General features: G+C 72.9%; 22 protein-coding genes. 14 read left to right on the top strand and 8 right to left on the bottom strand.

Annotated features, from left to right (window positions below; all coding sequences use genetic code 11):
- The first annotated feature begins 15 nt into the window (after positions 1 to 15).
- From BS83_RS10730 to BS83_RS10705, 6 genes are read left to right on the top strand one after another with little or no spacing between them, the layout of a single operon-like run.
- The gene (locus tag BS83_RS10730; RefSeq protein WP_037603562.1) at positions 16 to 870 is read left to right on the top strand and encodes a universal stress protein; all 855 of its coding nucleotides are present in this window, start codon (positions 16 to 18) and stop codon (positions 868 to 870) included.
- Positions 871 to 891: 21 nt separating this feature from the next.
- Positions 892 to 1,605, top strand: a complete 714-nt coding sequence (locus tag BS83_RS10725; protein ID WP_063774146.1) for a helix-turn-helix domain-containing protein — start codon at positions 892 to 894, stop codon at positions 1,603 to 1,605.
- Between the two features lie 12 nt (positions 1,606 to 1,617).
- Positions 1,618 to 1,848, top strand: coding sequence for a DUF1918 domain-containing protein (locus BS83_RS10720; protein WP_051942913.1), 231 nt, complete (start codon positions 1,618 to 1,620; stop codon positions 1,846 to 1,848).
- Positions 1,832 to 2,497 carry a CBS domain-containing protein gene (locus BS83_RS10715; protein ID WP_037603561.1) on the top strand — a complete coding sequence of 222 codons (666 nt, stop codon included), beginning with the start codon at positions 1,832 to 1,834 and terminating at the stop codon, positions 2,495 to 2,497. The genes BS83_RS10720 and BS83_RS10715 overlap by 17 nt, the downstream gene beginning before the upstream one ends.
- A gap of 35 nt (positions 2,498 to 2,532) precedes the next feature.
- The gene (locus BS83_RS10710) at positions 2,533 to 3,534 is read left to right on the top strand and encodes an Acg family FMN-binding oxidoreductase (protein ID WP_051942912.1); all 1,002 of its coding nucleotides are present in this window, start codon (positions 2,533 to 2,535) and stop codon (positions 3,532 to 3,534) included.
- 12 nt (positions 3,535 to 3,546) lie between these two features.
- Positions 3,547 to 4,407 carry a universal stress protein gene (locus BS83_RS10705; RefSeq protein ID WP_037603560.1) on the top strand — a complete coding sequence of 287 codons (861 nt, stop codon included), beginning with the start codon at positions 3,547 to 3,549 and terminating at the stop codon, positions 4,405 to 4,407.
- A gap of 19 nt (positions 4,408 to 4,426) precedes the next feature.
- On the opposite strand, the gene BS83_RS10700 is transcribed toward BS83_RS10705, so the two are convergent.
- Positions 4,427 to 6,823 (bottom strand): glycoside hydrolase family 65 protein, encoded by a 2,397-nt coding sequence (locus tag BS83_RS10700; protein WP_037603559.1) that lies wholly within the window; start codon positions 6,821 to 6,823, stop codon positions 4,427 to 4,429.
- 150 nt (positions 6,824 to 6,973) lie between these two features.
- Here BS83_RS10700 and BS83_RS10695 point away from each other — a divergent pair, with 150 nt between their 5' ends.
- Positions 6,974 to 8,017: a zinc-binding alcohol dehydrogenase family protein gene (locus tag BS83_RS10695; RefSeq protein ID WP_037603558.1), complete on the top strand. Its 1,044-nt coding sequence runs from the start codon at positions 6,974 to 6,976 to the stop codon at positions 8,015 to 8,017.
- On the opposite strand, the gene BS83_RS10690 is transcribed toward BS83_RS10695, so the two are convergent.
- The gene (locus tag BS83_RS10690) at positions 8,018 to 8,743 is read right to left on the bottom strand and encodes an HAD family hydrolase (protein WP_037603557.1); all 726 of its coding nucleotides are present in this window, start codon (positions 8,741 to 8,743) and stop codon (positions 8,018 to 8,020) included.
- Between the two features lie 138 nt (positions 8,744 to 8,881).
- Here BS83_RS10690 and BS83_RS10685 point away from each other — a divergent pair, with 138 nt between their 5' ends.
- The 3 genes from BS83_RS10685 (at position 8,882) to BS83_RS10675 (ending at position 12,812) form a co-directional block, all read left to right on the top strand.
- Complete coding sequence (locus tag BS83_RS10685) at positions 8,882 to 9,763, top strand: universal stress protein (protein WP_037603556.1); 882 nt, start codon at positions 8,882 to 8,884, stop codon at positions 9,761 to 9,763.
- Positions 9,763 to 10,614: a universal stress protein gene (locus BS83_RS10680; protein WP_037603555.1), complete on the top strand. Its 852-nt coding sequence runs from the start codon at positions 9,763 to 9,765 to the stop codon at positions 10,612 to 10,614. The genes BS83_RS10685 and BS83_RS10680 overlap by 1 nt, the downstream gene beginning before the upstream one ends.
- 383 nt (positions 10,615 to 10,997) lie before the next feature.
- Complete coding sequence (locus tag BS83_RS10675) at positions 10,998 to 12,812, top strand: carbohydrate-binding module family 20 domain-containing protein (RefSeq protein WP_037603554.1); 1,815 nt, start codon at positions 10,998 to 11,000, stop codon at positions 12,810 to 12,812.
- A 127-nt stretch (positions 12,813 to 12,939) separates the two neighbouring features.
- Here the strand turns inward: BS83_RS10675 and BS83_RS10670 are convergent, their stop codons facing one another.
- Both BS83_RS10670 and BS83_RS10665 read right to left on the bottom strand, forming a co-directional pair.
- Positions 12,940 to 13,137: a helix-turn-helix domain-containing protein gene (locus tag BS83_RS10670; protein WP_037603553.1), complete on the bottom strand. Its 198-nt coding sequence runs from the start codon at positions 13,135 to 13,137 to the stop codon at positions 12,940 to 12,942.
- Complete coding sequence (locus tag BS83_RS10665; RefSeq protein WP_232248214.1) at positions 13,134 to 13,712, bottom strand: Uma2 family endonuclease; 579 nt, start codon at positions 13,710 to 13,712, stop codon at positions 13,134 to 13,136. Before BS83_RS10665 ends, BS83_RS10670 begins: the two co-directional genes overlap by 4 nt.
- A gap of 209 nt (positions 13,713 to 13,921) precedes the next feature.
- Between BS83_RS10665 and BS83_RS10660 the strand changes: the two genes are divergently transcribed.
- From BS83_RS10660 to BS83_RS10650, 3 genes are all read left to right on the top strand, one after another.
- Positions 13,922 to 15,130 (top strand): RNA-guided endonuclease InsQ/TnpB family protein, encoded by a 1,209-nt coding sequence (locus tag BS83_RS10660; RefSeq protein ID WP_037608637.1) that lies wholly within the window; start codon positions 13,922 to 13,924, stop codon positions 15,128 to 15,130.
- A 350-nt stretch (positions 15,131 to 15,480) separates the two neighbouring features.
- The gene (locus BS83_RS10655; protein WP_037603551.1) at positions 15,481 to 16,080 is read left to right on the top strand and encodes an HdeD family acid-resistance protein; all 600 of its coding nucleotides are present in this window, start codon (positions 15,481 to 15,483) and stop codon (positions 16,078 to 16,080) included.
- A gap of 487 nt (positions 16,081 to 16,567) precedes the next feature.
- Complete coding sequence (locus tag BS83_RS10650) at positions 16,568 to 19,495, top strand: cation-translocating P-type ATPase (protein ID WP_063774145.1); 2,928 nt, start codon at positions 16,568 to 16,570, stop codon at positions 19,493 to 19,495.
- A 13-nt stretch (positions 19,496 to 19,508) separates the two neighbouring features.
- On the opposite strand, the gene BS83_RS10645 is transcribed toward BS83_RS10650, so the two are convergent.
- The 3 genes from BS83_RS10645 to BS83_RS10635 all read right to left on the bottom strand — a co-directional run bounded on the left by BS83_RS10645 (position 19,509) and on the right by BS83_RS10635 (position 21,898).
- Positions 19,509 to 20,819: a DUF1254 domain-containing protein gene (locus BS83_RS10645; RefSeq protein WP_232248685.1), complete on the bottom strand. Its 1,311-nt coding sequence runs from the start codon at positions 20,817 to 20,819 to the stop codon at positions 19,509 to 19,511.
- 137 nt (positions 20,820 to 20,956) lie between these two features.
- Complete coding sequence (locus BS83_RS10640) at positions 20,957 to 21,604, bottom strand: hypothetical protein (protein ID WP_037603549.1); 648 nt, start codon at positions 21,602 to 21,604, stop codon at positions 20,957 to 20,959.
- Positions 21,605 to 21,622: 18 nt separating this feature from the next.
- The gene (locus BS83_RS10635) at positions 21,623 to 21,898 is read right to left on the bottom strand and encodes an SHOCT domain-containing protein (protein ID WP_037603548.1); all 276 of its coding nucleotides are present in this window, start codon (positions 21,896 to 21,898) and stop codon (positions 21,623 to 21,625) included.
- Between the two features lie 224 nt (positions 21,899 to 22,122).
- On the opposite strand from BS83_RS10635, the gene BS83_RS41650 reads away from it, so the two are divergent.
- Complete coding sequence (locus tag BS83_RS41650; RefSeq protein WP_051942910.1) at positions 22,123 to 23,346, top strand: polysaccharide deacetylase family protein; 1,224 nt, start codon at positions 22,123 to 22,125, stop codon at positions 23,344 to 23,346.
- A 9-nt stretch (positions 23,347 to 23,355) separates the two neighbouring features.
- Here BS83_RS41650 and BS83_RS10620 read toward each other — a convergent pair whose 3' ends face one another.
- Complete coding sequence (locus BS83_RS10620) at positions 23,356 to 24,543, bottom strand: site-2 protease family protein (RefSeq protein WP_084713336.1); 1,188 nt, start codon at positions 24,541 to 24,543, stop codon at positions 23,356 to 23,358.
- Positions 24,544 to 24,699: the final 156 nt, after the last annotated feature.

The following is a 24,699-nucleotide window of genomic DNA, read 5'->3' as shown; positions in this document are numbered from 1 at the left end:
GGAAGGAACGTCGCGATGACCACACCACTGATCGTCGGGGTCGACGGCTCCGACGCGAGCGTCGGCGCGGCGGACTGGGCCGGGCGGGAGGCCGCCGCGACCCGCCGGCCCGTGCGGCTGATCCACGTACGGCCGACCGGACTGTGGATCCGTCCGGGGGACGAACGTGTCGAGGAGGCCGAGGTGGAGGCCCTCCACGCGATGACCCGGCTCGCCGCCGACCTGCGCCGGACCCATCCCGGGCTGCACGTCGAGATCGAGCCGACGGCCGGGCCGGTGGACCTGACCCTGCTGCGCGCCGCCGACGAGTCCGGGACGCTGGTGCTCGGGACGCGCGGGAGCGGCGGCTTCGGCGCACTGATGCTGGGTTCGGTCGCCCAGTCGGTGGCCGCTCGCGCCGAGCGGCCCGTCGTCCTCGTGCCGGGGCGCGCCGCCGCGGCGGGACCCGGTTACCGGGTCGTGGTCGGAGTCGACCCCGCCTGGGACTGCCGGCCCGTCCTTGAGTTCGCACTCCGTAGCGCGCAGGAGCACGGAGTCGTGCTGAGGGCCGTGCACGCCTGGCAGCCGCCGCTGCTCTGGGGTGCGGGTCCGGCGCAACCCGGCGAAGCCGAACGCAGAGAGCTCGAGAACCACCAGGCCCGCGCACTCCACGAGGCGGTGACAGCCGCTCACCACGGCTTCCCCGACGTGGACGTGACGACCGCGGAGCTGTCCGGGGATCCGGCGACGGTCCTGGTCGAGGAGGCCGAGAAGGCCTCACTCCTGGTCGTCGGGCGCCGCAGGCACCGCCCCGTCTCCGCCCTCGGGCCCGTCGCGCACGCGGCCCTCCATCACGCGCGTTGCCCCGTCGCGGTCGTCCCGCACTGGTGACGACCGGGGAAGGAAGCGATCATGTTCGCAGCATCCGGGACTCCTGCCCCCCGACCGCGGGGAGGCGCACGCCGCAACCCCGGCGACCTCGGCCGACGAGTCGCCCGACGCAGGCGCGAACTCGGCCTCGGGATCGACGAGCTCGCCCGGCGTGCCGCCATGACCCCCGGATTCGTCGACTGGATCGAGACCCGCCCGGCCGAACTGAGCCCGGGCGAGCTGACCCGCCTGGCCGCCGCGTTGGAGACTTCACGGGTGGAACTGCTCGGTGGTGACCGGGACGTGGCACCCGGCCGAGCCGGCCCCGACCGACGCACGCGCATGGTCGACCTGACGGAGGAGGAGTGCCACGGCAGACTCGGCCGACGCGGCATCGGCCGTGTCGTGTTCCAGATGGGCGGCGCCCTGATCGTCCGACCGGTCAACTACCGGGTGACCGACGGGGTCGTGCTCTTCCGCAGCGAGACGGTCGGCGCGCTGGCCGAGGCCGTGGGGCGACGCGTCGTGCTGGAGGTCGACCACCTCGACGACGTCATGGCCGAGGGCTGGAGCGTGCTCGTCACCGGTGTCGCCGAGGAGGACCGACGGGACGTCGACCGCCCCGGCGCCGACGAGAAGGAGCCCCAGCCCTGGGCCGAAGGGCCACGGGACCTCCTCGTGCGCATCCACCCCGTCCGGATCACCGGACGCGAGCTGCGCCTCGCGGCCGGACGCCCCACCACCAGCGAACCGTGAGAGGAGCCCCCGATGCGCGCAGCACTGGGAGATCAGATCGTCGTGGACGGAACGCGTCCCGGAGTCGTCCGCAGGGACGGCGAGGTCGTCGGGCTGCATCACGTCGACGGCAGCCCGCCGTTCGACGTCCGCTGGTCGGACAACGGCCGGACCTCGGTGTTCTTCCCCGGTCCCGACGCACACGTGGTCCATTTCGTCCATCCGCAGGACAAGGGAGGCGGCAGTCATGTACGGCAGCGGTAGTCCGCACATCGTCAGCGACGTGATGACGGAGACGGTCGTCTCCGTCGGCCAGGAGGCGCCCTTCAAGGACATCGTCGCCCTGATGGCCCAGTGGAAGGTCAGCGCGGTGCCGGTGACCGCGGGGGAGGGCCGCGTCGTCGGCGTGGTCTCCGAGGCGGACCTGCTGCCGAAGGAGGAGTTCCGGGACGCGGACCCGAGCCGACCCGAACAACTGCGCCGACTGGGGGACATGGCCAAGGCCGGGGCCCTCACCGCGGCCGAGTTGATGACCGCGCCCGCGGTGACGGTGCGCGCCGACGCGACGCTCGCGCAGGCGGCCAGGCAGCTGGCCCGTCACCACGTCAAGCGCCTGCCGGTGGTGGACGAGTGGGGCATGCTGGCCGGCATCGTCAGCCGCGCCGACCTGCTCACCGTCTTCCTGCGGCCGGACGAGGAGATCGCCGAGGAGGTCCGCCGCGAGGTCGTCGCCTACCTCTTCGGCGAGGACGCGAGCGGTGTGGTGGTCCACGTCGAGGACGGCGTGGTGATGCTCACCGGGCGCCTCGCCGACACGACCCTGGTTCCCGTCGCCGCGCGGCTCGCGCGGGCGGTGGAGGGCGTGGTCGACGTCCAGTGGGACGTCACCGGCCAGACACTCGTCAACCGTTGACCCAGGGGGAGACGCCCGAAGAGGAGGCGGCCGCCATGACCGACAACGCCCACACCACCGACCCGGCCCTCACCCCGGACCGGTTCGCCTTCCTGGCCGCGGCCGGGGGCGCGGCCCCCTCACTGCACAACAGTCAGCCATGGCGCTTCGAGGCCACCGCCGACCGTCGCGGGCTGCTCGTCCACGCGGACGGGTCGCGCGCCGTGCCCGTGACCGACCCGACCGGACGCGCGCTGCACGTCTCCCTCGGTGCCGCGGTGCTCAACCTGCGGGTGGCCGCCGCCTTCCTCGGCCTGCAGACCCGCCTGCGGCTGCTCCCCGACCCCGAGCGACCCGATCTGGTCGCCCACCTGTCCTTCGCGGGGCGCCCTCCGGACGCGGAGCCCGAGCGTGACTCCGAGCTGTACCCGGCCGTCGCCGAGCGGCACAGCAGCCGGAGGCCGTTCACCAACCGTGACGTGCCGGAGAGCCTGGTCGGCGAGCTCATGGCCGCCGCCGACCAGGAGGGCGTCGTCCTCGCGATGCTCGAGGAGGCCGAGACCCGGCGGGTCCTGGCCCTGACCGCGGACGCGGAGCGCCGCACCGCTGCCGACGTGCTGCGCGAGGCCGAACTGCGCAGCTGGGTGAGGCTGGAGGCCCCTGCCACCGACGGGATCCCGGCCTCCGCGCTGGGCCCCATGGACCGCGATGCTCGCGTTCCCGTGCGGAGCTTCACCGGCCATCCGCCCACCGCCGTGCCGGCCCCGGCCCGGTTCGAGCCGCTGCCGCAACTGGTGACCTTCACGACGGCCCACGACGACCACAGCGCCTGGGTGCGCACGGGTATGGCGCTGGAACGCGTCTGGCTGCTCGCAACCGTCCACGGACTGCGCGGCTCCGTGCTGCACCAGGCCGTCGAATGGCCCGACACCCGGTGGCAGCTGCGCGATCCGGAGTCCGGACCGGGCTATGTTCAGATCATCCTGCGCCTCGGCTACGGCCCGCCGGGCGCCGCCTCCCCGCGTCGCCCCGTCGCGGACATCCTGCACATCGCCTGATGGGAGATCACCATGTCTGGTCCGGTCGTCATCGGAACCGACCTGCCTCCGGACGACGGGCCCGTCGTCGCCTGGGCCGAGTCGGAGGCGGAACTGCGCGGCGCGGAGCTGAGGCTCGTCCACGGCTGCGGGGAGGCGGACATGCGGCACGCGCACGCCGAGGCCCTGCACACGGTCCGCGACCAGGCGCGGCAGTCGCTCGACGAACTCGCCCGGACCGTGCGCGGGCGGCGACCGGCGCTGACGGTGTCCGCCGAGGTGCTTGACGGCACTCCGCGCGCGGTTCTGGCCGAGGAGGCCGAGACGGCCGGGTTGCTCGTGATCGGAGCCCGCGGCTCCGGCGGATTCCCCGGCCTGCTGGCGGGCTCCACGAGCCTGCACACGGCCGCGACGGCGCGGTGCCCGGTCGTGGTGGTGCACGCGACCGACGACACCGCCGGGCGCACGGCAGGGGAGGTCGTCGCCGGCGTCGACGCCCGGGAGCCGGACGAGCCGGTGCTGCGGTTCGCCTTCACGGCCGCCGAGCGCAGGAAGCTGCCGCTGCGTGTCGTGCACGCCTGGCGTTACCCGCTGCTGCGCATCGGGAAGGCGGCCCCGCCGGTCTACGAGGAGGGCCACGTCGAGGACGAGGAGCGGCGGCTGCTCGCCGAGGTGCTGTCGGGTTGGCGCGAGGAGTTCCCCGCGGTCGAGGTCCGCCCCGACCCCGTCAAGTCCGGGGCCGCCAAGCAACTCGTCGCCCTGTCCGCGGACGCCAGCCTGCTCGTCGTCGGCCGGGGCGGACGACCGACGGGTCCGATCGGCCGTCTCGGCTCGGTCAGCCAGGCACTGGTCGAGCACGCCCGCTGCCCGGTGGCGGTGGTTCCGCTCGGCTGAACGGGCGGGCGGTGCGGAGTCACCAGTCGACGCGGTGGCTTTCGCCCGCCCGCAGTGTCGTCGGGCTGCCGCGGAGCACCACCTGGATCGGTGGGGCCGTGCCGGCCGGCAGGGTGACGGTGGCGTGGCGGTGGGCCAGGCGGACCCGGACGTCGCCGTGCCCGCGGTAGCGCAGGTTCAGGTCCAGCCGTCCCAGCTGCGGTGGCAGCGCCGGGTCAAGGACGAGCGTCCCGCCCTGCAAGGACAGGCCGGAGTAGCAGCGCTCCAGCAGGTCGACCACGCCCGCCATCGCGCCCAGGTGGACGCCCTCGGCGGTGGTGCCGCCCTGGATGTCGTGGACGTCGCCGGCGACGGCCTCCCGGAAGAACCGCCACGAGGCCGGCCGGTCGCGGCGCGCCAGCACCCAGGCGTGGACGACGGCGCTGAGCGTCGAGCCGTGGGACGTGCGGGCGAGGTAGTAGTCGACCGTGCGTTCCATCAGGTCCGGATCGGCCGCGCAGCCGAGCCGGGAGAGCATGCGCCGCACCTCGTCGGGAGGGAACAGGTACCAGAGCATCAGCACGTCCGCCTGCTTCGAGGCGCGGTAGCGGTTGACGGTGTCCCCCTCGGCCTCCAGCAGGCGGTCCAGCCGGCGGATGTCGCCGTGGCGGGCGCGCAGGGCGGACCAGTCCAGTTCCTCCAGCCGCTCGTAGCCGTCGAACTGGCTGATCACCCCGTCGTGGAAGGGCACATGGAGCCGGTGGGAGAGCTCGTCCCAGCGCGCGAGCTCGGCGGGCTCCACCCCCAGGGCTGCCAGGAGCTCTCCACGTCGGTAGGACGGCAGCTCCCTGAGCACCCGGCGGGCGGTGTGCAGCGTCCAGGACGCCATGACGTTGGTGTAGGCGTTGTCGTCCAGGCCCGGTCGTGAGCTCCACGGGTAGCCGTCGTGGTACTCGTCCGGGCCCACCACACCGCGGATCCGGTACCGGTCGATCCTCTCGTCGAACTCCGCCGAGTCCGCCCAGAACCGGGCCACCTCCAGGATCAGCTCGGCACCCGCATCGGCGAGGAACTCCGTGTCGCCGGTGGCCTGGTGGTACTGCCAGACGTTGTAGGCGACGGCGGAGCCGACGTGGCGCTGCAGCCTGCTGTGGTCCGGCAGCCAGCGGCCGGAGCGCGGGTTGAGGTGCAGCTCCTGGGTCTCCTCGCCGCCGTCGCTGCCGCTCTGCCAGGGGAACATCGCCCCGCGCCGCCCCGTCGCGGTGGCGTCGCGTCGGGCCCGGTCCAGGCGGCGGTGGCGGTAGCGCAGCACCGCACGGCTGAGTTCGGGCAGGTGCCGGTTGAAGTAGGGAAGGATGAACAGCTCGTCCCAGAAGACGTGGCCGCGGTACGCCTCGCCGTGCAGGCCCCGCGCCGGGATGCCGACGTCCAGGTCGACCGAGTTGGGCGAGAAGGTCTGCAGCAGGTGCAGGGCGTAGAGGTGGACCGTGCCGGCGCCGTCGAAGTCCGCGCCGACCCGGCAACGGCGCCACAGCTCCTGCCAGCGCAGCCGGTGCTGCCGTTCCAGGTCCGGCACGTCCTCGGCCGCGGCGACCAGGTCCCGTGCGCTGGCGGCGGGTTCGGCGGCCAGTCCGTCCCTCGAGGTGAACAGGGCGGCGGTCTTCTCCACGGTCAGCGTGTGTCCCTGACGCACCGCCACGGTGAACGACTGGTCGATTCGCCCCTCCACGTCGGGCAGACCGTTCCGGAGACCGCAGAACGCGGCGTCGCCGGCACGGAAGCGGATCCGGGCGGCCAGCCCGACGCGCAGCCCGGAGTCCTCCGTCCTCGCCTGGAGCCAGCCGACGTCGCCCTCGACCCCCTGCCCGGCGGGGATCAGATGGCGGCTGTTCAGACCCCGGTAGCGCGCCACGCCGTCGTTCGCCACCCGGCCCTCCAGACCGGAGCGGACCTCCAGCATCCCCGTCCAGTCGACCGGGGTCAGCTGGGTGACCAGCACGCCCAGATGCGGCCGGCCCATGTGGGCGAAGACCCGTTGGACGACGTCCGTGGTGCGCCCGGCACCGTCCCGGCACCGACGTCTGCGGGTGAGCACGGCGTGCCGGAGGTCGAGTTCGAGTCGCTGGTCCAGAGCGGGGAATCCGGGTTCGCCGAACCACGGGCCCTCCTCCCCGGCCGCCCGGAAGGACAGCGGCAGCCAGTTCGGCCCGTTGACCAGATCCTCGTTGACGACGGTGCGCCCCTGCACGGACGAGGTCGCGCGGTGGTAGCAGCCCGCGAGGTAGGTGCCCGGGTAGTGCACCCCGTCGGCCGTGGCCTCGGGGGCGGCGGCGCGGGTGACGAAGTACCCGTTGCCCACGGCGCACAACGCCTCCAGCAGCCCCTCGCGGGCCGGGTCGAGTCCCTCGTGCCTGAGGGTCCAGGCGTCGCCGTTCACGGTGGCTCCAGGTGCTGCCGCGGATCCCCTCATGGTCCCCGCCGACCGGGTCGTCCGCACCTCGGTGCCGGGTCGTGCCTCGCGCTTGCGGCGCTGCGGCGGCGGAGGGACCGTCGAAGGGGGAGAGCAGGCGGCGGAACGGGTGATGCCATGACCGGGCACGGGCGGGAGACGGAGGCCTGGGTCGTCGAGAGTCCAGGCCCCATGGACACGCGACCCCTACGGCTGGTCCGGAAGGCCGTGCCGGATCCGGGCCCGGGGGAACTGCTCGTCGAGGTCGACGTGTGCGGCGTCTGCCGCACCGACCTGCACCTCGCCGAGGGCGACCTCGCCCCCCGCGCGCCCGGACGCACACCCGGCCACGAGGCGGTGGGCCGGGTGATCGCCACCGGGCCGGACACGCCCGGCTTCGGGCCCGGCGACCGGGTCGGTGCCGCCTGGCTCGCACGGACCTGCGGCGTCTGCCGCTACTGCCGGGCGGGCCGGGAGAACCTCTGCCCCGAGTCGCGCTACACCGGCTGGGACCGCGACGGCGGCTTCGCCCGGCTCCTGATCGCCGATGCGCGCTACGTCTACGCACTGCCGTCCGACGGGCGCGACGAGGCCGAACTCGCGCCGCTGCTGTGCGCGGGCATCATCGGCTACCGGGCCCTGGAGCGCGCGGAGCTGCCGCGCGGCGGGCGGCTCGGCATCTACGGCTTCGGCGCCTCCGCCCACCTCACCGCCCAGCTGGCGATCGCCAGGGGGGCGACCGTCCACGTGCTCACCCGCGCCGAGGAGGCCCGGTGGCTCGCCCTCGAACTCGGTGCGGCCTCCGCGGGCGGGGCCTACGACGCCCCGCCCGAGCCGCTGGACGCGGCGATCCTCTTCGCGCCGGTCGGCGACCTAGTGCCGGTGGCGCTCGCCGCGCTCGACCGCGGCGGGACGCTGGCCGTGGCCGGGATCCACCTCAGCGACATCCCGGCCCTGAACTACGCCGCGCACCTGTTCCAGGAGCGGACCCTGCGCAGCGTCACCGCCAACACCCGGGCCGACGGCCGCGCCTACCTCGCCGAGGTGGCCGGTCTGCCGCTGCGGGTGCGTACGGTCGCCTACGCGTTCGGCGACGCGGACCGGGCTCTCGCGGACCTGGCCGCCGACCGGGTCACCGGGGTGGCCGTACTGGATCTCCGCGGACGGCCCGGAGCGACGTGATCAGAGCCCCAGCAGCGTCGGCAGTTCGGTCAGGCCGTCCACCACGAGGTCCGCGCCGTTGGCCAGCAGCTCGCCCGCGCCCGCGCCCCGGTCCACGCCGACCACGGGGGAGAAGCCGCCCCGGCGGGCGGCCTCGACGCCCACCAGGGCGTCCTCGACCACCATCGTCCGGGCGGGCGCCGTGCCGAGCCGCCGCGCCGCCTCGACGAAGAGCGCCGGATCGGGCTTTCCCGCCAGGCCGAGTCTGGCCGCTTCCAGGCCGTCCACGAGGGCGTCGAACCGTTCGGCCAAGCCGGCGGCGGCCAGCACCTGCGCGCAGTGGCGGCTCGCCGACACCGCCGCCGTGGGCACGCCGAGCCCGTGAAGCGCGCTGAGCAGGTCCACCGCGCCGGGCGACGGCGCCACGCCCAGGTGACGGAGCAGCGCCAGGTAGATCCTGTCCTTCCGGAGGGCCAGACGTCCGATCCTCGACGGGTCGAGGTCGCCCAGCCCCCGGGAGGCGAGAAAGGCCCGCACACCGTCCTCGCGGGAGCGGCCGTCGACGTGGCGCGGATAGTCGGTCGCCAGGTCGAACGGCGCACGCGCCGCGGCCGGAACGCTGTCCGGCAGCGCGCGCAGCAGATCGTCGAAGGCCGCCTTCCAGGCCATCGCGTGCAGGGTCGCGGTCTCGGTGAGCACACCGTCGGTGTCGAAGACGGCGCCGTGGAGGCTGTCGATCGCGCTCACAAGCCCAGTACAGCACCTGACGCCTGCGCACGCGGCTCCGAGCAGGGCCGGTCGGCGGGCTGAACGGCCCTGGGGCGGCCGGCCGCCCGACGGCACTCTCGAAGAGGGCCGACCGGGCCCGTGCGAAGGGAGTCCGCGATGAACGTTCCCAGGGGAAGGCAACCGGTCCTGGTCGGTGTGTCCAGGTCCACGGCCGCCCCGTGGGCGGTGCGCTGGGCGGCCGACGAGGCGGCGGCGCGGGGGCTGCCACTCCTGATCGTGCACGCCCAGGAGTGGCCGTCCGCCATCTCTCCCGAGACGGCCCCGGGCAGCGCCGGCCACCTGTGGGCTTCCCACTTCAGGGCCACAGGGCAGGCGCTCGTGGACACCGCACGCGCGGAGGCGCTGCAACTGCATCCCGACCTCGAGGTGAGCGTGGGCGTGGCCGAGGGCAGGCCCACCGAGGTCCTGCAACGGCTCTCCGCGGACGCGTCCCAGGTCGTCGTCGGCACGCGCCTGCTCGGGGACGTCGAGGCGGCCTTCGTCCGCAGTCGGGGAGCCGGTCTGCTGGGACAGGTCGCCTGTCCGGTCGCGCTGGTGCCGAAGCCGGAGGAACCGCAGCCGGAGCACGGCGGAACCGTCGTGGTCGGTGTGGACGGCTCGGCCGCGTCCGAGGCCGCGGTCGCGTACGCCTACGAGGAGGCGGCGCTCACGGGTGCCCGCCTGACGGCGGTCGAGGTGCGTCGCCCGCACGACGCCGCCCGCCCGGCGGTCCAGGAGGAGGCCAGGCTGGACCTGGCCGAGGCTCTGGCCGGTTGGAACGACAAGTACCCGCACGTCGAGGCGGAACCACAGGTGCTCACCGGCCATCCGGCGCACGTGCTGGTGCGGGCCGCCGAGCACGCGCGCTGTCTGGTGGTCGGCAGTCACGGTCGCAGCGGCTGGCACGACGCCCTCCTGGGCTCCACGACCCGATCGCTGCTCCACCACGCCCACGGTCCGCTCGTGGTGGTCCCGCCGCAGTACACGGGGAGGCCGTGATGACGCTGCCGCTGACCGTCGCCTGGGACGGCTCGGAGACCGCTGCGGCGGCCGCCCGCTGGGCCGCCAGGTACGCGGCCAGGGCCGGCGACGCCGTCCGGTTGCTGTACGTGCGGCCGACGGCCGACCAGGGACCGGTGCTGCTGCGCCCTCGGCTGAACGACCTCGAACTGAGCACGCGCGAAGCGATGGCGCGTGTCGCCGAGGAGTTGCGGCGGACGCAGCCCGGCCTGCGGGTCGAGACCTCGGTCGAGGAGGGCGACGTGGCGCAGGCCCTGTGCCGGGCGGCGGACCGTGCGGGGACGCTGGTCGTCGGCACGCAGGGGCTCGGCCCGGCGGCCAGGGTGCTCGGCTCGGTCGCCCTCACGGTCGCCTCGCACGCGGAGAGCCCGGTGCTGCTCGTCCCGCCCGGCGCGGCCGAGGCTCCGGCGGACCGCGAGGTGGTCGTGGGCGTCGACCTCGACGGCGACTGCGGGCCGGTTCTGACCTACGGCTTCGAGCAGGCCGGCCGCCTCGGGGCCCGCCTGCACGCCCTGCACGTGTGGCGCGCGCCCGAGGGCCTGGCCGCCGTGACGCGTCCTGGGCGCACCCCCGTGGATCCGCGGCAGGCCGAAGGGCGGGTCCTCAGCACCGAACTCGCCGCAGTCCACGCCTTCCATCCCGGTGTCGAGGCCGTGAGCGAGGAGGTCGGGGGAGATCCCGCCCGGACGCTGCCGTCAGCGACCGAGAAGGCCTCGCTGCTCGTCCTCGGACGTCGCCGCCGCCGTTCGGCCCCCTCCGTTCCCGGTCCGCTCGTCGTGGAGACGCTCCGGCGGGCGGTCTGCCCGGTCGCGTTGGTGCCGCACTGGTGAGGCCGCTCGTGCGAGCAGCTTTTGCAAGGTCATGCTGCAAGTTGCAGCAGTCACTCCTGGCGGGATGGCGGCGCGAAGCGCGGGGGAACCGTACATACAGGCCCATGTGTCCTCCGGGTGCGGCGAAGCATGGAGGGGGCTGATCGATGTGTCCCGAATGTTTCCGTAAGATTTTTCAGAAAGCATTGACGCGGTCACTTCGAGCGCGAGAAGGTCTGGTTCGCGGCGGGGCGGCCACAGCGGGAGTGGCCGGGCGTCGCACCCCCACCCTTGGCTCCACCGCGGCCTCCGGCCCGCTCCGGTGCGACGACGCACGCGCTCCCCGCGCGCCGCCCGGACCTGGCCGTCCGCGGCCGGGCCGCGCGCACCAGGAGACAACCACCATGAAGCGCAATGAGTCGAGACGCGGTACGTCGAAGCGCAGCTCCGCGGCCCGATGGGCCACCGTCGGCGCCCTGCTGACCGGCGCCCTCCTACCGCTGAGCCTGGAGGCCGCGCCTGCCCACGCGGCCGCCGCGCCCGACGGCGGTGACGTCATCGCCAACCTGTTCGAGTGGAACTGGACCTCCGTCGCGAGCGAGTGCACGAACGTGCTCGGTCCCAAGGGCTACGGCGCCGTCGAGGTGGCCCCGCCGCAGGACTCCATCCGGCTCTCCGGCGCCCACCCCTGGTGGGAGGTCTACCAGCCGATCGGCTACGACCTCAACAGCCGCATGGGCAACGCCGCGCAGTTCGCCGCCATGGTCACCAGCTGCCACAACGCGGGCGTCAAGGTCTACGCCGACGCCGTGCTCAACCACATGGCGGGCAACAACAACACCAGCACCGACTCCTACGGCGGTGACACCTTCAACTCGGCCGCCTTCAGCTACTCGCAGCCCGGCTACACCAGCGCCGACTTCCACACCTCGCCCGCGAACTGCCCCAACGCGGACATGTCCATCCAGGACTGGAACAGCCAGACCCAGGTGCAGGAGTGCGACCTGTCCAACCTGGAGGACCTCTACACCGAGACCACGCACGTCCGGGCGGCCGAGGCCGGCTACCTCAACACCCTGGTCGCCGCCGGCGTGGACGGCTTCCGGACGGACGCGGCCAAGCACATCAACCAGGCCGACATGGCCGCGATTTTGGCCCAGGTGCACAACACCACCTGGACCGGCGCCCGGCCCTACGTCTACCAGGAGGTCATCCCCGGCAGCTCGGGCAACCTCGCCCCGGCCGCCTTCGAGTCCAACGGAAGCGTCATCGAGTTCACCTACGCCCAGGACCTCAAGGCGCAGTTCACCGGAAACATCGCCAACCTGAAGACCTTCGGCCAGAGTTGGGGGCTGGAGCCGGCGTCGGCCTCCACCTCGATGGTCACCAACCACGACACCGAGCGCAACGGCAGCACCCTGAACTACAAGTCCGGCGCGAACTACATCCTGGCCAACCTGTTCGAACTGGCCTGGGGCTACGACGTGCCGCAGGTCTACGCGAGCTTCACCTGGACCAACAGCGACGACTCGCCGCCCGCCGACGCCAACGGCTTCGTCAACGCCACCAACTGCTCCAGCGGCTGGTTCTGCACCGACCGCAACCAGGGCGTGGCCAACATGGTCGGCTGGCACAACGCCACCGCCGGGCAGTCGGTCGCCAACTGGTACGACGACGGCTCCAACCTGATCGCCTTCAGCCGGGGCGACCGCGGCTGGATCGCGATCAACAACGAGTCCGCCGCCAAGACGATCACCGTCGAGACGGGCCTGCCTGCCGGCGCCTACTGCGACGTCATCCACGGCAACCTGACCCCCTCGACCGGCGCCTGCTCCGGCTCGACGGTCACGGTCGCGACGAACGGGACGGCCACCGTCACCGTCCCGGCCATGGACGCGGTCGCGCTCTACCTCCCCAACGCGGCGTCCGGCACCGTCGGCGAGAGCTTCGGCGTCAACGAGACGACCACCTTCGGCCAGAACGTCTACCTGGTCGGCTCGATTCCCGCGCTCGGCAGCTGGAACACCGGCCAGGCGATCCCGCTCTCGTCCTCGGGCTACCCGGTCTGGCGCGGCACCGTCACCCTGCCCGCGAACACCTACGTCGAGTACAAGTACATCATCAAGAACCCCGACGGCTCGATCGTCTGGGAGCCGGGCAACAACCACTCCTTCACCACCGGCGGATCCGGCAGTGGCAGCCTGAACGACACCTGGTAGCCCGCGACCGGCCATGAGCCAGGGCCTTCCGGCCCGGGGCGGACCCCGACTTCCGCCCCGGCAGCCGGAGGGCCCTTCCCGCGCCCGCAGGACGAGACGAGACGGGTTTCGGACGACCAGGCGTCGGTCAGCGGGGGGAAAGGGTGAGGTTGATCTGTGCACCCATGGCCTCGGCGAGCCGAGTCAGCATCTCCACCGTGGGGTTGACCCGCCCTTGCTCGATGCGCGAGATCAGGGCCTGGCCGGTGCCTGCGGCCTGCGCGAGCCGTGCCTGGGACCAGCCCAGTTCTTCGCGGCGGTGCCGGATCAGTTCACCTGCGGTCATGCGCCCGCTTCTCCGTAGCGGGGGAGCCCCGCAGTGTCGATGGTCCAGTCGCCGACGGGGATCCTGTCTCCGAAGAGGTAGGCGACGTGGTTGTCGTAACTGGGGTGGCCTTCCTTGGCGATGACGCTCCAGTGGTGATGGGCGGACCCGTTTCGCGGATCGATGATCAGGTAGTGAGGGATGCCCATGGCCGGATAGTCCCGCATCTTGTCCTGGTAGTCGTTCTCCGGATTCGACGGAGAGACGATCTCCACGGCGAGCTCGACCGCGTCCGCGGGAAACGCGTCGTCGGTGTCCATGGCCGCGAAAGGCAGGACGACCAGATCGGGCCGTCGCAAGATGCCCAGGGAAACGTCCTCCACGTCTCCGCCGGTGTGGGCGACGATGCCCTCGGGGAGCTGGGGCTGGAGCTGGTGGGCCAGCATCCAGGCGGCACGCTCGTGGCGGCCCGCAGGGCTCATCATCATGACGATGCTGTTGCCGCTGATCTCGAAGCGATCCGAGAAGGGCGGCGGGGGTGTCAGGTGCGCGGCGTAGTCGCGCAAGTGGCGGTAGATCTCTTCCCTGGTCGTCACGCCTCCACGATACATGTCATATCTGTCATAGCCCGAGGGTGCGCGTTCCATCCATGATCTTGGAGGGTATCCCCGGCTTCAGTCGGGGAGGGAATGCATCCTTGGCGCGGAGCCGCGAAGCGGCGGAGATGCTTGCGCCACTGTCTGTGATGGTTGCTCACGTTCTGTAGTATGATCCTGGTTGTCGACCTTGCAGGGGGGTGGGCCGGGTGATCCGTGCGTACAAGTTCCTCATGCGGCCCACCGTGGGCCAGACGCAAGCGCTTGCCGAGATGCTGCGTGACCACTGCTCTCTCTATAACGGGGCCCTTCAGGAGCGGCGCGACGCCTACCAGCACGCATCGAAGACGAGCGTCAAGTACGGGATGCAGTCGGCGCAGCTCAAGGAGATCCGGGCGTTCGACCCGGAGCGGCAGGGCCGGTGGTCGTTCTCCTCGCAGCAGGCGACGCTTCGCCGGTTGGACAAGGCGTTCGCGGCGTTCTTCCGCCGGGTCAAGTCCGGTGAGACGCCCGGCTACCCGCGCTTCCGGGGCGTGAACTGGTTCGACACGGTGGACTTCCCCAAGGACGGCGACGGCTGCCGCTGGGACTCCACCCCGCACGACCCCGTCACCCGCGTCCGGCTCCAGGGCATCGGGCACGTCAAGGTCAACCAGCACCGGGCCGTGGTCGGCAAGGTCAAAACGGTCTCCGTCAAGCGCGAGGGCCGCAAGTGGTTCGTCGTGCTGACCCCCGAGCAGTCGCGGCCCGAACCGCTGCCCGCGACCGGGGCCGTGGTCGGCATCGACATGGGTATAGCCAACTTCCTCGCCGACTCGGGCGGCGAGTTCGTGCCCAACCCGCGCCACGCCCGCAAGGCCGCCGCGAAGCTCCAAGCAGCACAGCGGGCCCTGGCCCGGTTCCCTCGTGTCCGCCGGGACAAGCGCACCGGCAACCACCAGCGAGCCGTTCAGCGCATTGCCGACCTGCACCGCAAGGTCCGGCGTCAGCGTCTGGACCACGCCCACAAGACCGCCCTCACCCTGGTTCGCGAGCACGACTTCATCGCGCACGAGGATCTCAAGATCCGCAACATGGTCAAGGCCCCCGCGCCCAAGCCCGTCCAGCCGGGCACCTTCCCGCGCAACGGGGCGGCGGCCAAAGCCGGACTGAACAAGTCGATCAACGATGCCGGTTGGGGGGTGTTCCTGACGATCCTGCGCGCCAAGGCTGAAAGCGCCGGTCGGGAAGTGATCGCCGTGGACCCCCGCAACACCTCCCGGCGGTGCCCCGCATGCGGGCACACCGCCAAGGAGAACCGGCCCACACAGGAGAGGTTCCACTGCCGGTCCTGCGGCCACACCGCGCACGCCGACACAGTGGGAGCCACCAACGTTCTACGGGCCGGGCTGGTCCGTCGCGACGCCCGGAAGGGTTAGCGAGAAGCCCCCCGCTTCACCCGGGGGAGGAGTCACCTGCGTCCGGGGCTGGAGCCGGACCGGGGCGGGGCCGGCACGAGGGTGTCCCCCTGGCTTCGGCCGGGCACTTCGCTCGATCGGCCGCGCACGGGAGTAGCTGATCGTTTCAAACTGGGACTTGACCGCACGGGACCGCGCGGCCCTGGGGACGAGGGGCGGTGGCCGGGGCGGCGGGTTACGTTGGAGGCAGGACTCGGCGCGCACGGGGAACGCCTCGGACCCCTGCTGGGCAGGGTGCCGTGCCGCCGGCGCCGAGCTCACCGCCGCCGCGGCCGCGTTGCCCGGCGGCTGAGACTCCCGGGCAGGTTCCCATGGCTTCCTCGACAACCCCCGTGCCCGGCCCGGCCAGGGATCCCGGTGACGTGCTCGGCGACGTCGGCTCGTCCTGGGTGTGGTGGCTCATCAGCGGAGTGCTCACCCTCGTCGCGGGGATCATTCTGGTGAGCTGGCCCCACGTGACGGTTCGGGTCGTCGCCGTCGTGATCGGCTTGCAACTGCTGCTGACCGGGGTCGTCCGCTTCGTGCGCGCCTTCGGCCGTCACGACCCTTCGGAGAGCAGCCGCACCCTGCAGGTGCTGGTGGCGTTGCTCGCCATGCTGGCGGGCGTCCTGGTGCTCCGGCACCAGATGCAGACGGTGGGCCTGATCACGATCGTGGTCGGGCTCTACTGGCTGGTCGCGGGCATCGTGACCGTCTATGTGGCCATCGACCGCCCGATCCGTCACCGGGGCTGGGTCCTGGCCCTGGGCGCGCTCGGGGTGGCGGCGGGCGTGGTCGTGCTGGCCTCGCCGGTGGACAGCGCCGTCGTGCTCACCCGGCTTCTGGGCGTCTGGCTCATCCTGATCGGGGTGGTCGACGCCGTGCTCGCGATCGTCGTGCGCATGGGGACGAGACACGCCAGATCAGCCTGACACGCCCGCCGCCTCAGGCTGCGCGAGGCGGCGGCAGCACACGCCGCCGCCCGCCACGGCTGCTCACCAGCCGGTCCCATTCCCGATCACGTCGACCGGGCACCATCCGGCCCGCGGCGGCCCACTCCGCCGCGAGCTGGTGGAACACCGGCGTCGGTTCCGGCCGGTACGGGCCGGACGGCAGCGGGGGCACTGGCTCCGAGGTCGTCACAACGGCATGAACGAGACGTGCGCGAGCGCGCAACGCACGTTCCCGCTGCCGGGGGAGCGCACGCAGGCTCACCGCACCACCCGGCGCCGCCCGGTTTCCTGGCTGTGCCCTACCGCGGGCCCTGTCGGTTCGGCGGGCCGGGGAAGCGATCAGGGCCGCTCGGCGGGGCTGAACGGCCCTGTGGCCGACCTCCTGCGAGGAGGACGCTCGAAGCAGGTTCGAGACGTCTGCCGGAGGGGAGCGCCCGATGAAGGTTCCGAACATGCGAGAACTCGTATGACGGGCCATCCCGGCACCCTGCGGGAGGGGCCCGTCGAGGAGGTCGCTCCGGATCCGCGTGAGCCGCTCGCCCTGCTCTTCCGGGACCTGCGGACCTCTCCGCAGGGGCTGACGGAGCGGGAGGCCACCCGGCGGCAGACCGTCCACGGACCCAGCGCGCTGACCAGACGCGGCGGCCGGCGTTGGCCCAGGGAGCTCGCGCAGCAGTTCACCCACCCGCTGGCGCTGCTGCTGGCGCTCGCCGCCGTCCTGGCCGCGGTCAGTGGCACCCCGGCGCTCGCCCTGGCGATCCTCGCCGTGATCCTGCTCAACGCCTTCCTGGCCTTCGCGCAGGAACAGCAGGCCGAGCGGGCCGTGGAGGCGCTCGCCGCCTTCCTGCCCGAGCAGGTCACCGTCGTGCGCGAGGGCAAGCGGCGTCAGGCGCCTGCCACCGAGCTGGTCCCGGGTGACGTGCTGGTGGTGGAGGAGGGAGACCGCATCTCGGCCGACGCCCGCCTGCTCTCCGGAGGCGTCGAGGTGGATCTGTCGGCGCTGACCGGCGAGTCGGTGCCGGTGAGCCGCGCGGCCGACCTCGACGACGGCTCCGGGGCCCTGCTCGATGCCCGTGACCTGGTCTTCTCCGGAACCGCCTGCACCGGAGGGCAGGCCCTCGCCGTGGTCACCGCGACCGGCATGGACACCGAACTCGGCCGGATCGCCGCCCTCAGTCAGCGGACGCAGCGTCAGTCGAGTCCGCTGGAGGAGCAGGTCAAACGGGTGGCGCGGCTGATCGCCCTGATCGCCGTCGGGGTCGGCGTCGCCTTCCTGCCCATGGGCCTGGCGGCGGGACTCTCGGTGGCCGCCGCGGGCAGTTTCGCGATCGGCCTCCTCGTGGCCAACGTGCCGGAAGGTCTCCTGCCCACCATCACGCTGGCGCTCGCCGGGGGCGTCCGCGAGATGGCGCGCCGCGGCGCCGTCGTGAAGCGGCTGTCGGCGGTGGAGACGCTGGGCTCCACCCAGGTGATCTGCACGGACAAGACGGGCACCCTGACCGAGAACCGGATGCGGGCCGTGACGGTGTGGACCGGGTCCGGGGACCACGCCCTCGACGCGGGCGGCGACGTGCCCGCCGACGTCCGGATGCTCGCGGACGCGGCGGCCAGGTGCACCACCGCGGATCCGGAGTCGGGCCACGGAGACCCCACCGAGCTCGCGCTGCTCGAACTGCCCGCCCGGCTGGGAGCGGCTCTGGCGCCGGAACAGCGTGACCAGGACCGGGTGGCCCTGTTCCGTTTCGATCCGCACACCAGGCTGATGACCACCGTCGACCGGATTCAGGGCATGGTCGTGCTGCACACCAAGGGAGCCCCGGAGGAGGTGCTCACCCACGCGACCAGCCTGTTCGCGCCGGGCGGGGCGCGGGCGCTCACCCCCGAGGACCGCGCGAGGGTGGTGCGGGCGGTCGGGCGGCTCGCCGCGCGCGGGCTGCGCGTCCTCGCCGTGGCCCGACGCCCGCTCGACCCCGGTCGGCCGTCGCCGGAAAGCCGCGACCAGGCCGAGCGCGACCTGTGCCTGCTCGGGCTGGTGGCCCTGGCCGACCCGCCGCGCCCCGAGGTGGCCCGGGCGATCGAGCGGGCCCACCACGCGGGTATCACCGTGAACGTCGTCACCGGGGACAACGGCCTGACCGCCGCCGCAGTCGCGGAACAGGTGGGGGTCGGCCACCGGGGTATGCGGATCGTCACCGGTCCGGAGCTCGACGCGATGGGGGAGCAGGAACTGGACGCGCTGCTCGCGCGGCGCGAGGAGCTGATCTTCGCCCGCACCTCGCCGGAGGCCAAACTGCGGATCGCCGACGCCCTGCGGGCCGAGGGGTGCACCGTCGCCATGACCGGCGACGGCGTCAACGACGCACCCGCCCTGCGCAGTGCGGACATCGGCGTCGCCATGGGCCGTTCCGGCACGGACGTGGCGCGCGAGTCCGCCACCATGGTGCTGACCGACGACAACTTCGCCACCATCGTCGCCGCGGTGGAGGCCGGACGGCGGACCTACGACAACATCCGCAAGTTCATCGTCTACATCTTCACCCACGCGGTGCCCGAAGTCGTGCCCTTCCTCGTGTTCGCGCTCGCGGGCGGCGCGGTCCCGCTGCCGCTGACGGTGATGCAGATCCTCGCCGTCGACCTCGGCACCGACACGCTGCCGGCCCTGGCGCTCGGCAGGGAACGGGCGGAGCCGGGTCTGATGGACCGTCCGCCGCGTCCGCGCGACGAACGGGTGATCCGGCCCGCCATGCTCGCCCGGGCCTGGGGCTTCCTCGGCCTGATCTCGGCCGCCCTGGTCATGGGTGGCTACTTCCTGACCCTCGGCCGCGGCGGCTGGCACCCCGGTGCGCCCGTCGGCCCCGGCACCGCCCTGCATCCGACGTACCGCCAGGCCACCACGGTGGCCTGGCTGGGCATCGTGGCCTGCCAGATCGGCACTGCCTTCGCCGCGAGGACCGAACGGGCCTCGCTCCGGGAGATCGGTGTGTTCAGCAATCGGCACCTGCTCGGCGGCCTCGGCTTCTCCCTCGCCTTCGCCGCGGCGATCGTCTACCTCCCCGCGCTGCACGGGCTCTTCGGGACGGAGTCCCTCTCCCTCACGCAGGTGCTCACCGTGGCGCCGTTCCCTCTCGTCGTCTGGGGCGCCGACGAACTGCGCCGGGCGTTCGTGCGCCGTCGTGCGTTCGCACCGCAGCCGACCACGCCCCCGCTCTCGCCGCAGGCCGTGCCTCGGCCTGCGGCGGCACCCGTCGCGGGGGAGGAGCACCACGCCTTGGCCCTCCTCCTCGCACGGCACGGCTGGACGTCCGGCCGGCTCACCCACGCCCTCGGCGTCAGCGAGCATGCCGCCGCCGAGCTCGTCGCGCACGCGCACGCGCACCGGCACCGGGAACGGTGACCGGGGCGCCCTTTCAGCGAGCCGGCGCGGTCCTGCGGACGGGCGGCGGGCTCCAGCGTCCGTCGAGCGCTTCGGGGCCGGGCGCGTACAGCCGCATGGTGATCCCCAGCGGGCCGAGTGGCGCCGGCAGCCAGTTGGCCCGCCGGTCCGCGCCGGGGTCGCGGTGGGAGATCAGGATGTCGAGCGAGCCGTCGGCGTTGTAGGCGAGGGGATCGCGGTCGCCGAGGGCGAAGCGGTCGATCGCGTTGGCGGCCTGGAAACCCTCGCCGTCGTACATGGTGACGGACCAGAAGGCGCCGGCCGGCGGCAGCGCGTCCGCGTCGAAGTGCAGGACGTAGTCGTTCTCGCCGACCACGGGCGCGCCGTCGGCGTCGGTGGCCAGAACGGGGTAGACCGCGTCCTCGGGCGGGTTGGCGCCGAGGCCCGCGGCGGCGACCACGGCGCGCTTGAAGTAGTCGTTGCCGTACACGCCCATGGTCTCCGTGGACGTCCGCCAGCCGTTGGCCGGGGTGCCGAAGGTCGCCATGGAGCCGAGGATCGCGTCCCTGGCAGCGCCGGCACCTGCCTCGATCCGGGTGAGGGCGGCGGTGTCGAAGCGCCCCGGGTCGAACTCCCGGCCGGGGACGACGCCCAGGTGCGCGATGCGCGCGAGCAAGGAGAAGTCGGACGGGTGCGGCGGGTTCACGGCCAGGGCCCGCGCGGCGTGGGTGAGGAACTCCACCGCGCTCATGCTGTTGACCAGGGTGAGGGCGTCCGTCGTCACGTCCGTGTCGGGGTCGGGCGTGTGGTCGGCCGGCACCCGGGCGGTCAGCGTGTAGCCGTCCTGGACCTTGTGCACCGCGTCGTAGTCCGCCGGGCCGTTGGTCTGGGTCCGCCCGATGACCCACACGTAGGGGGTGGGCGCGTGCACCACGGTCGCCCCGGCCGGAGCCTCCGCGCGCTGTCCGGGGCCGGCGACCAGGTAGGTCTGGTCGCCGGTGCCGGTGGTGCGCTGCCCGACGGTGGCGAACACGTCGGTCCACATGTCCATGAGCGGGAGCATGTAGTAGCGGTCCGCGGTGTCGGCGACGTGCAGCTCCACCGGGCCTGCGGTGAGGTCGAGCCAGGCGTTGGAGTAGAGGGTGTCGAAGTTGGGCCGCACGACGGCCCGGAAGTCCGCCGCCGGGAAGGCGCGCAGGTGATGGAACCGGTTAGGCGGGCCGTAGCCGGGCTTGACGCCGGCCGGCACAGCGATGGACTGGCGGCGGGTCACGTCCATCGTCACCAGCGGGTAGAGGTAGACGTACGCCTCACGGCCCAGGGTTCGCAGATCGTCCGACAGCATGGTCACGCCCGTCCTCGCCTCCGTGTCGAGGGGCCGCGGCGGCGTCCCTCCCACGTGGCAAGCTGCCGGGCGGTCACCGGCGCCGCAATCGGGGTAGGCCGAACGGGTCACCTCGACCGCGCCGCGGGACGCGTGGGTCAGTCGCCGTCGGCCCGGGCTTGGGAGCGCTGCAGGCTCTCGGCCCGGCTCTTGACGCCCAGCAGCATCCTGCGTTCCATCACCAGGCTTCCGGGCTCCATCACGTACAACGAGAACAGGCGGTACAGCGGTGAAGGGTCGGGCGGCTGGATCCGGTTGCGGCTGATCAGGCGGGTGGCGTCGCCCTGGGGGTGGAGACCGAAGGACCACACCCACGCCCCGTCCTGCGAGAAGAACACCAGCGCCTTCTCGGGGTCGAGCTCGGCCACCTCCATCACCGGCCCGTTCGCGCCCAGCGGCATGGTGTCGCCCGGCTTCAGTTCCTGGAACTCCGGGATGATCCGATCGGCGCTGTGCATGTCCAGGCCCATCAGGTTCTCGATCCAGTCGTAGGTGTAGGCGCCACCGCGCCCCGGCCCCATCTGCAGCAGCCACGGCCAGATCGCCGACGGCGGGGCGTCGACGGTGACGGCCCGGGTCGTCACCAGCGGGGCGGTCGGAAGGAGTGCGTCGCCCGGCATCTCCCGGCACACCTCCAGCACGCTCGCGCCCCAGGTGAGGCAGCGAGGGCGCCACAGCACCGGATAACCCACCGCCAGGGCGGCCGCCGTGGCCGCGCCGATCCCGACCAGCGCTTGTTTCCTCATCTCGGTCTCCTCGCCCGCTCAGTCGCGCGTGGTGGAGGGAGACGCACCCCGCAGCACGGCGAGCCGCTGCCGGTACTCGGCCTCGTCGATCTCACCGCGGGCGAACCGCTCCGCGAGAACGCCCTCGGCCGCCGACGCCTCGACCCGGGGCCGCTTCGTGTCACCCGGCTCACCGCGCCGTCCCAGGGCGCGGACCAGCAGCACGACGGCTCCGATCAGGAGGGCCCAGAAGACCACCGTCCCGAAGGCCATCAGCACCCAGCCGTAGCCCGTCATTCCGTGGTCGTACCACATCACGGCCGCTCACCTCCCGCACCCGTGCGCGGTCACGACGGTGCGCCGCGCTGCTTCCAGGCTCCTCCGATCCCGCGCCGCTGCCTGGGTCCGAGCGGTCCCGGCAACAAGGGCCGACCGGTCCACCGCGGGGGGACCAGAGGACCTGGCACCGTCGCATACCGCACCCGACCGTGGATGCCAGGAGGCGGCGGGGACCTGCCGCCGTGGAGGAGGCGAGAGCGATGTCCGCACCGACACGAACCCGGAGGACCGGGACTCGGACGCGGGCGGCCCAAGCCGCCCTGCTGGCCCTCGCCGCCACCGCCACGAGCGTGCTGCTCGCATCCCCGGCCCATGCCGCGGACACGGCGCCCTACCGGGCGACCGTGCTGGAGCACGGCTACGACACCGCCAAGGTGGTGACGCTCAGTTTCGACGCCGACTGGAGCGACGCCGGCGTTGCGAGTGTGCTCAACACCCTGAAGGCGAACGGCATCACCGCCGCGTTCTCGCTCACCGGCCGCTTCGTCGAGCGTTACCCCGCCTCGACCCGGACGATCATGGCGGCGGGCAGCAAGCTGGTGAACCACAGCTACGACCATCCGTACTTCAGCAAGCTGACGCAGGCCCAGCGCTGGTCGGAGCTGAACCGGGCCGAGGCCGCCTACAACAAGCTCGGCTACTCCTCGAACGGCTGGTTCCGCGCCCCGTACCGGGACGGCTACGCCGACCCCGGCGTCAACCGCGACCTCGCGCTCGACGGCTACTACATCAGCTTCGACTGGACCTTCGACACCACCGGCTACAACGGCGCCTCGACCGCGACCATCCTCAGCCGGGTCCGTCAGTACGTGCGGCCCGGCGCGATCATCGTGATGCACCCCGGGGAGGGATCGACCGACCCGGCCGCGCTGCCGCAGGTGATCTCCACCCTGAAGAGCTTGGGATACGGCTTCACCAACCCCTACCTGACGGTCACCCACGGCGCGATCGGCAGCAAGTACGCCGCCCTCGGCGCGCAGCGCTCCCTGCTCGGCCCGGCCCGGACCGTCGAGATGCCGGGCACCGTCACCGGGTCGGCGATCCAGTGGTTCGCCGGCGGCCGGGTCTACTACTCCTGGGCCACCGGCGCGCACGAGGTCAACGGAGCCATCCTGGGCAAGTTCGTCTCGCTGGGCAGCGTGAACGGCTTCGTCGGCTACCCGCGCAGCGACGAGACGGCCGTGACCGGCGGCCGGGCGTCCCAGTTCCAGGGCGCCAACATCTACTGGTCCGGCGCGACCGGCGCGCACGAGGTGAACGGCGCGATCCTGGGCACGTACCTCTCTCTCGGCGGTACCGCGAGCCGGCTCGGCCTGCCCACCAGCGACGAGCACAGCGTCACCGGGGGCCGCGGCAGCGACTTCCAGCACGGGGCGCTGGTGTGGAACTCCGCCACCGGAGCCGTCACGGTCAGCTACTTCTGACCGTCAAGGTCACCGTGGGCCACCCAGTGCCAGCCGCTGCTGGAGGAAGCGGGACACGTCGTGAGCGGTGACGATGCCGACCAGTTCCTGGCCCTCCAGCACCAGGACACGCAGTGGGGCTCCTGGCGTCATCCGTTCCATGACCTCGGTCAACTCGTCGTCGGGCGCCGCCAGCGGGACCTGTCCGATCGGCAGCGCCACCTCGGAGATCCGCGTGAGAGCACGTGAGGCGGGCGGGACCTGGCCCAGGCGGCGCAGCGAGACGATGCCGGAGGGCCGGCCCTGCAGGTCGAGGACGGGCAGATGGGTGTGCCGGCTGGCGCCGGCGACCTCCTCGACGAAGCGCTCGACCGTCAGCCAGTCCGGAGCGGTCGCCACGGGCGCGGACATGAGCTGGGCGAGCCGGACTCCGTGCAGCATCGCCTGGGTGGCCGACTGGCGTGCCTCCGCCTGCGCGGTGGTGAGGACGAAGAAACCGATCAGCATCAGCCAGAGGCCGCCCGCCCCGCCGCGCAGCAGGACCAGGGCACCGAAGCCGATCATCAGCGCACCGAAGACCTGCCCGCTGCGCCCCGAGGCCTGTTCGGCGCGAGCCCGGTCGCCGGTGCGCCACCACAGCGCGGCCTGGAGCACCCGGCCGCCGTCCAGCGGCGCGGCGGGAATCAGGTTGAACGCGGCCAGCAGCAGGTTGGCCCAGCCGTACCAGAGCAGCACGTCGCCCGCGACCGTCCAGTGCGGGCCGTGCAGCAGCCAGAAGGCCGCGCCGAGGCCGATCCCGCCGAGCAGCAGGCTGGTGAGCGGTCCCGCGGCGGCGATCGCCAGAGCGGCCCGGGGCCGGTCCGCGCGATCCATCCGGGTCACGCCGCCGAGGGCCCAGACCGTCATGTCCTCGACCTTGACCCCGGCCCGGCGCGTCACGACCGCGTGCGCGCCCTCGTGCAGCACCAGGCTCGCCACGAGCAGCAGCGCGCCGATCGTCCCCGCCAGGGTGTAGGTGGCCTGCGAGCGGCCGGGGACCCAGTGCGGGAGGGTGCCCGCGCCGAGGCTCAGCCCGAGCAGGAGCGCCAGCAGCGGGGCGCTCCAGTGCAGACGCAGCGGGATGCCGAAGATCGTTCCGAGGGGCGGTGCCGAGCCGAAGGGCCCCTGCCCCCGTGCCTGCTGTTCGCGGCCCCGGTCGCGGTCCGTGCGGTCGGTCATGGTTGTCCCGTCGTCGGCGAGGGGTGGTCCTGTCTCCAACGGTCCGCGTCGAACGGCCGGGGCAGCAGGGCTGATCCGCCCACGCTGCTGGGCCGACCGGCCCCTGGAGCACCCGAACGGCCCTGGACGCGGGGGCGCCGCATGTGGCGCAGTGGA

This window comes from Streptacidiphilus rugosus AM-16 (genome assembly GCF_000744655.1).
GTDB lineage: Bacteria > Actinomycetota > Actinomycetes > Streptomycetales > Streptomycetaceae > Streptacidiphilus > Streptacidiphilus rugosus.
Note: the sequence above shows the minus strand (reverse complement) of the source record. Positions and strands in the feature narration are given on the sequence as shown.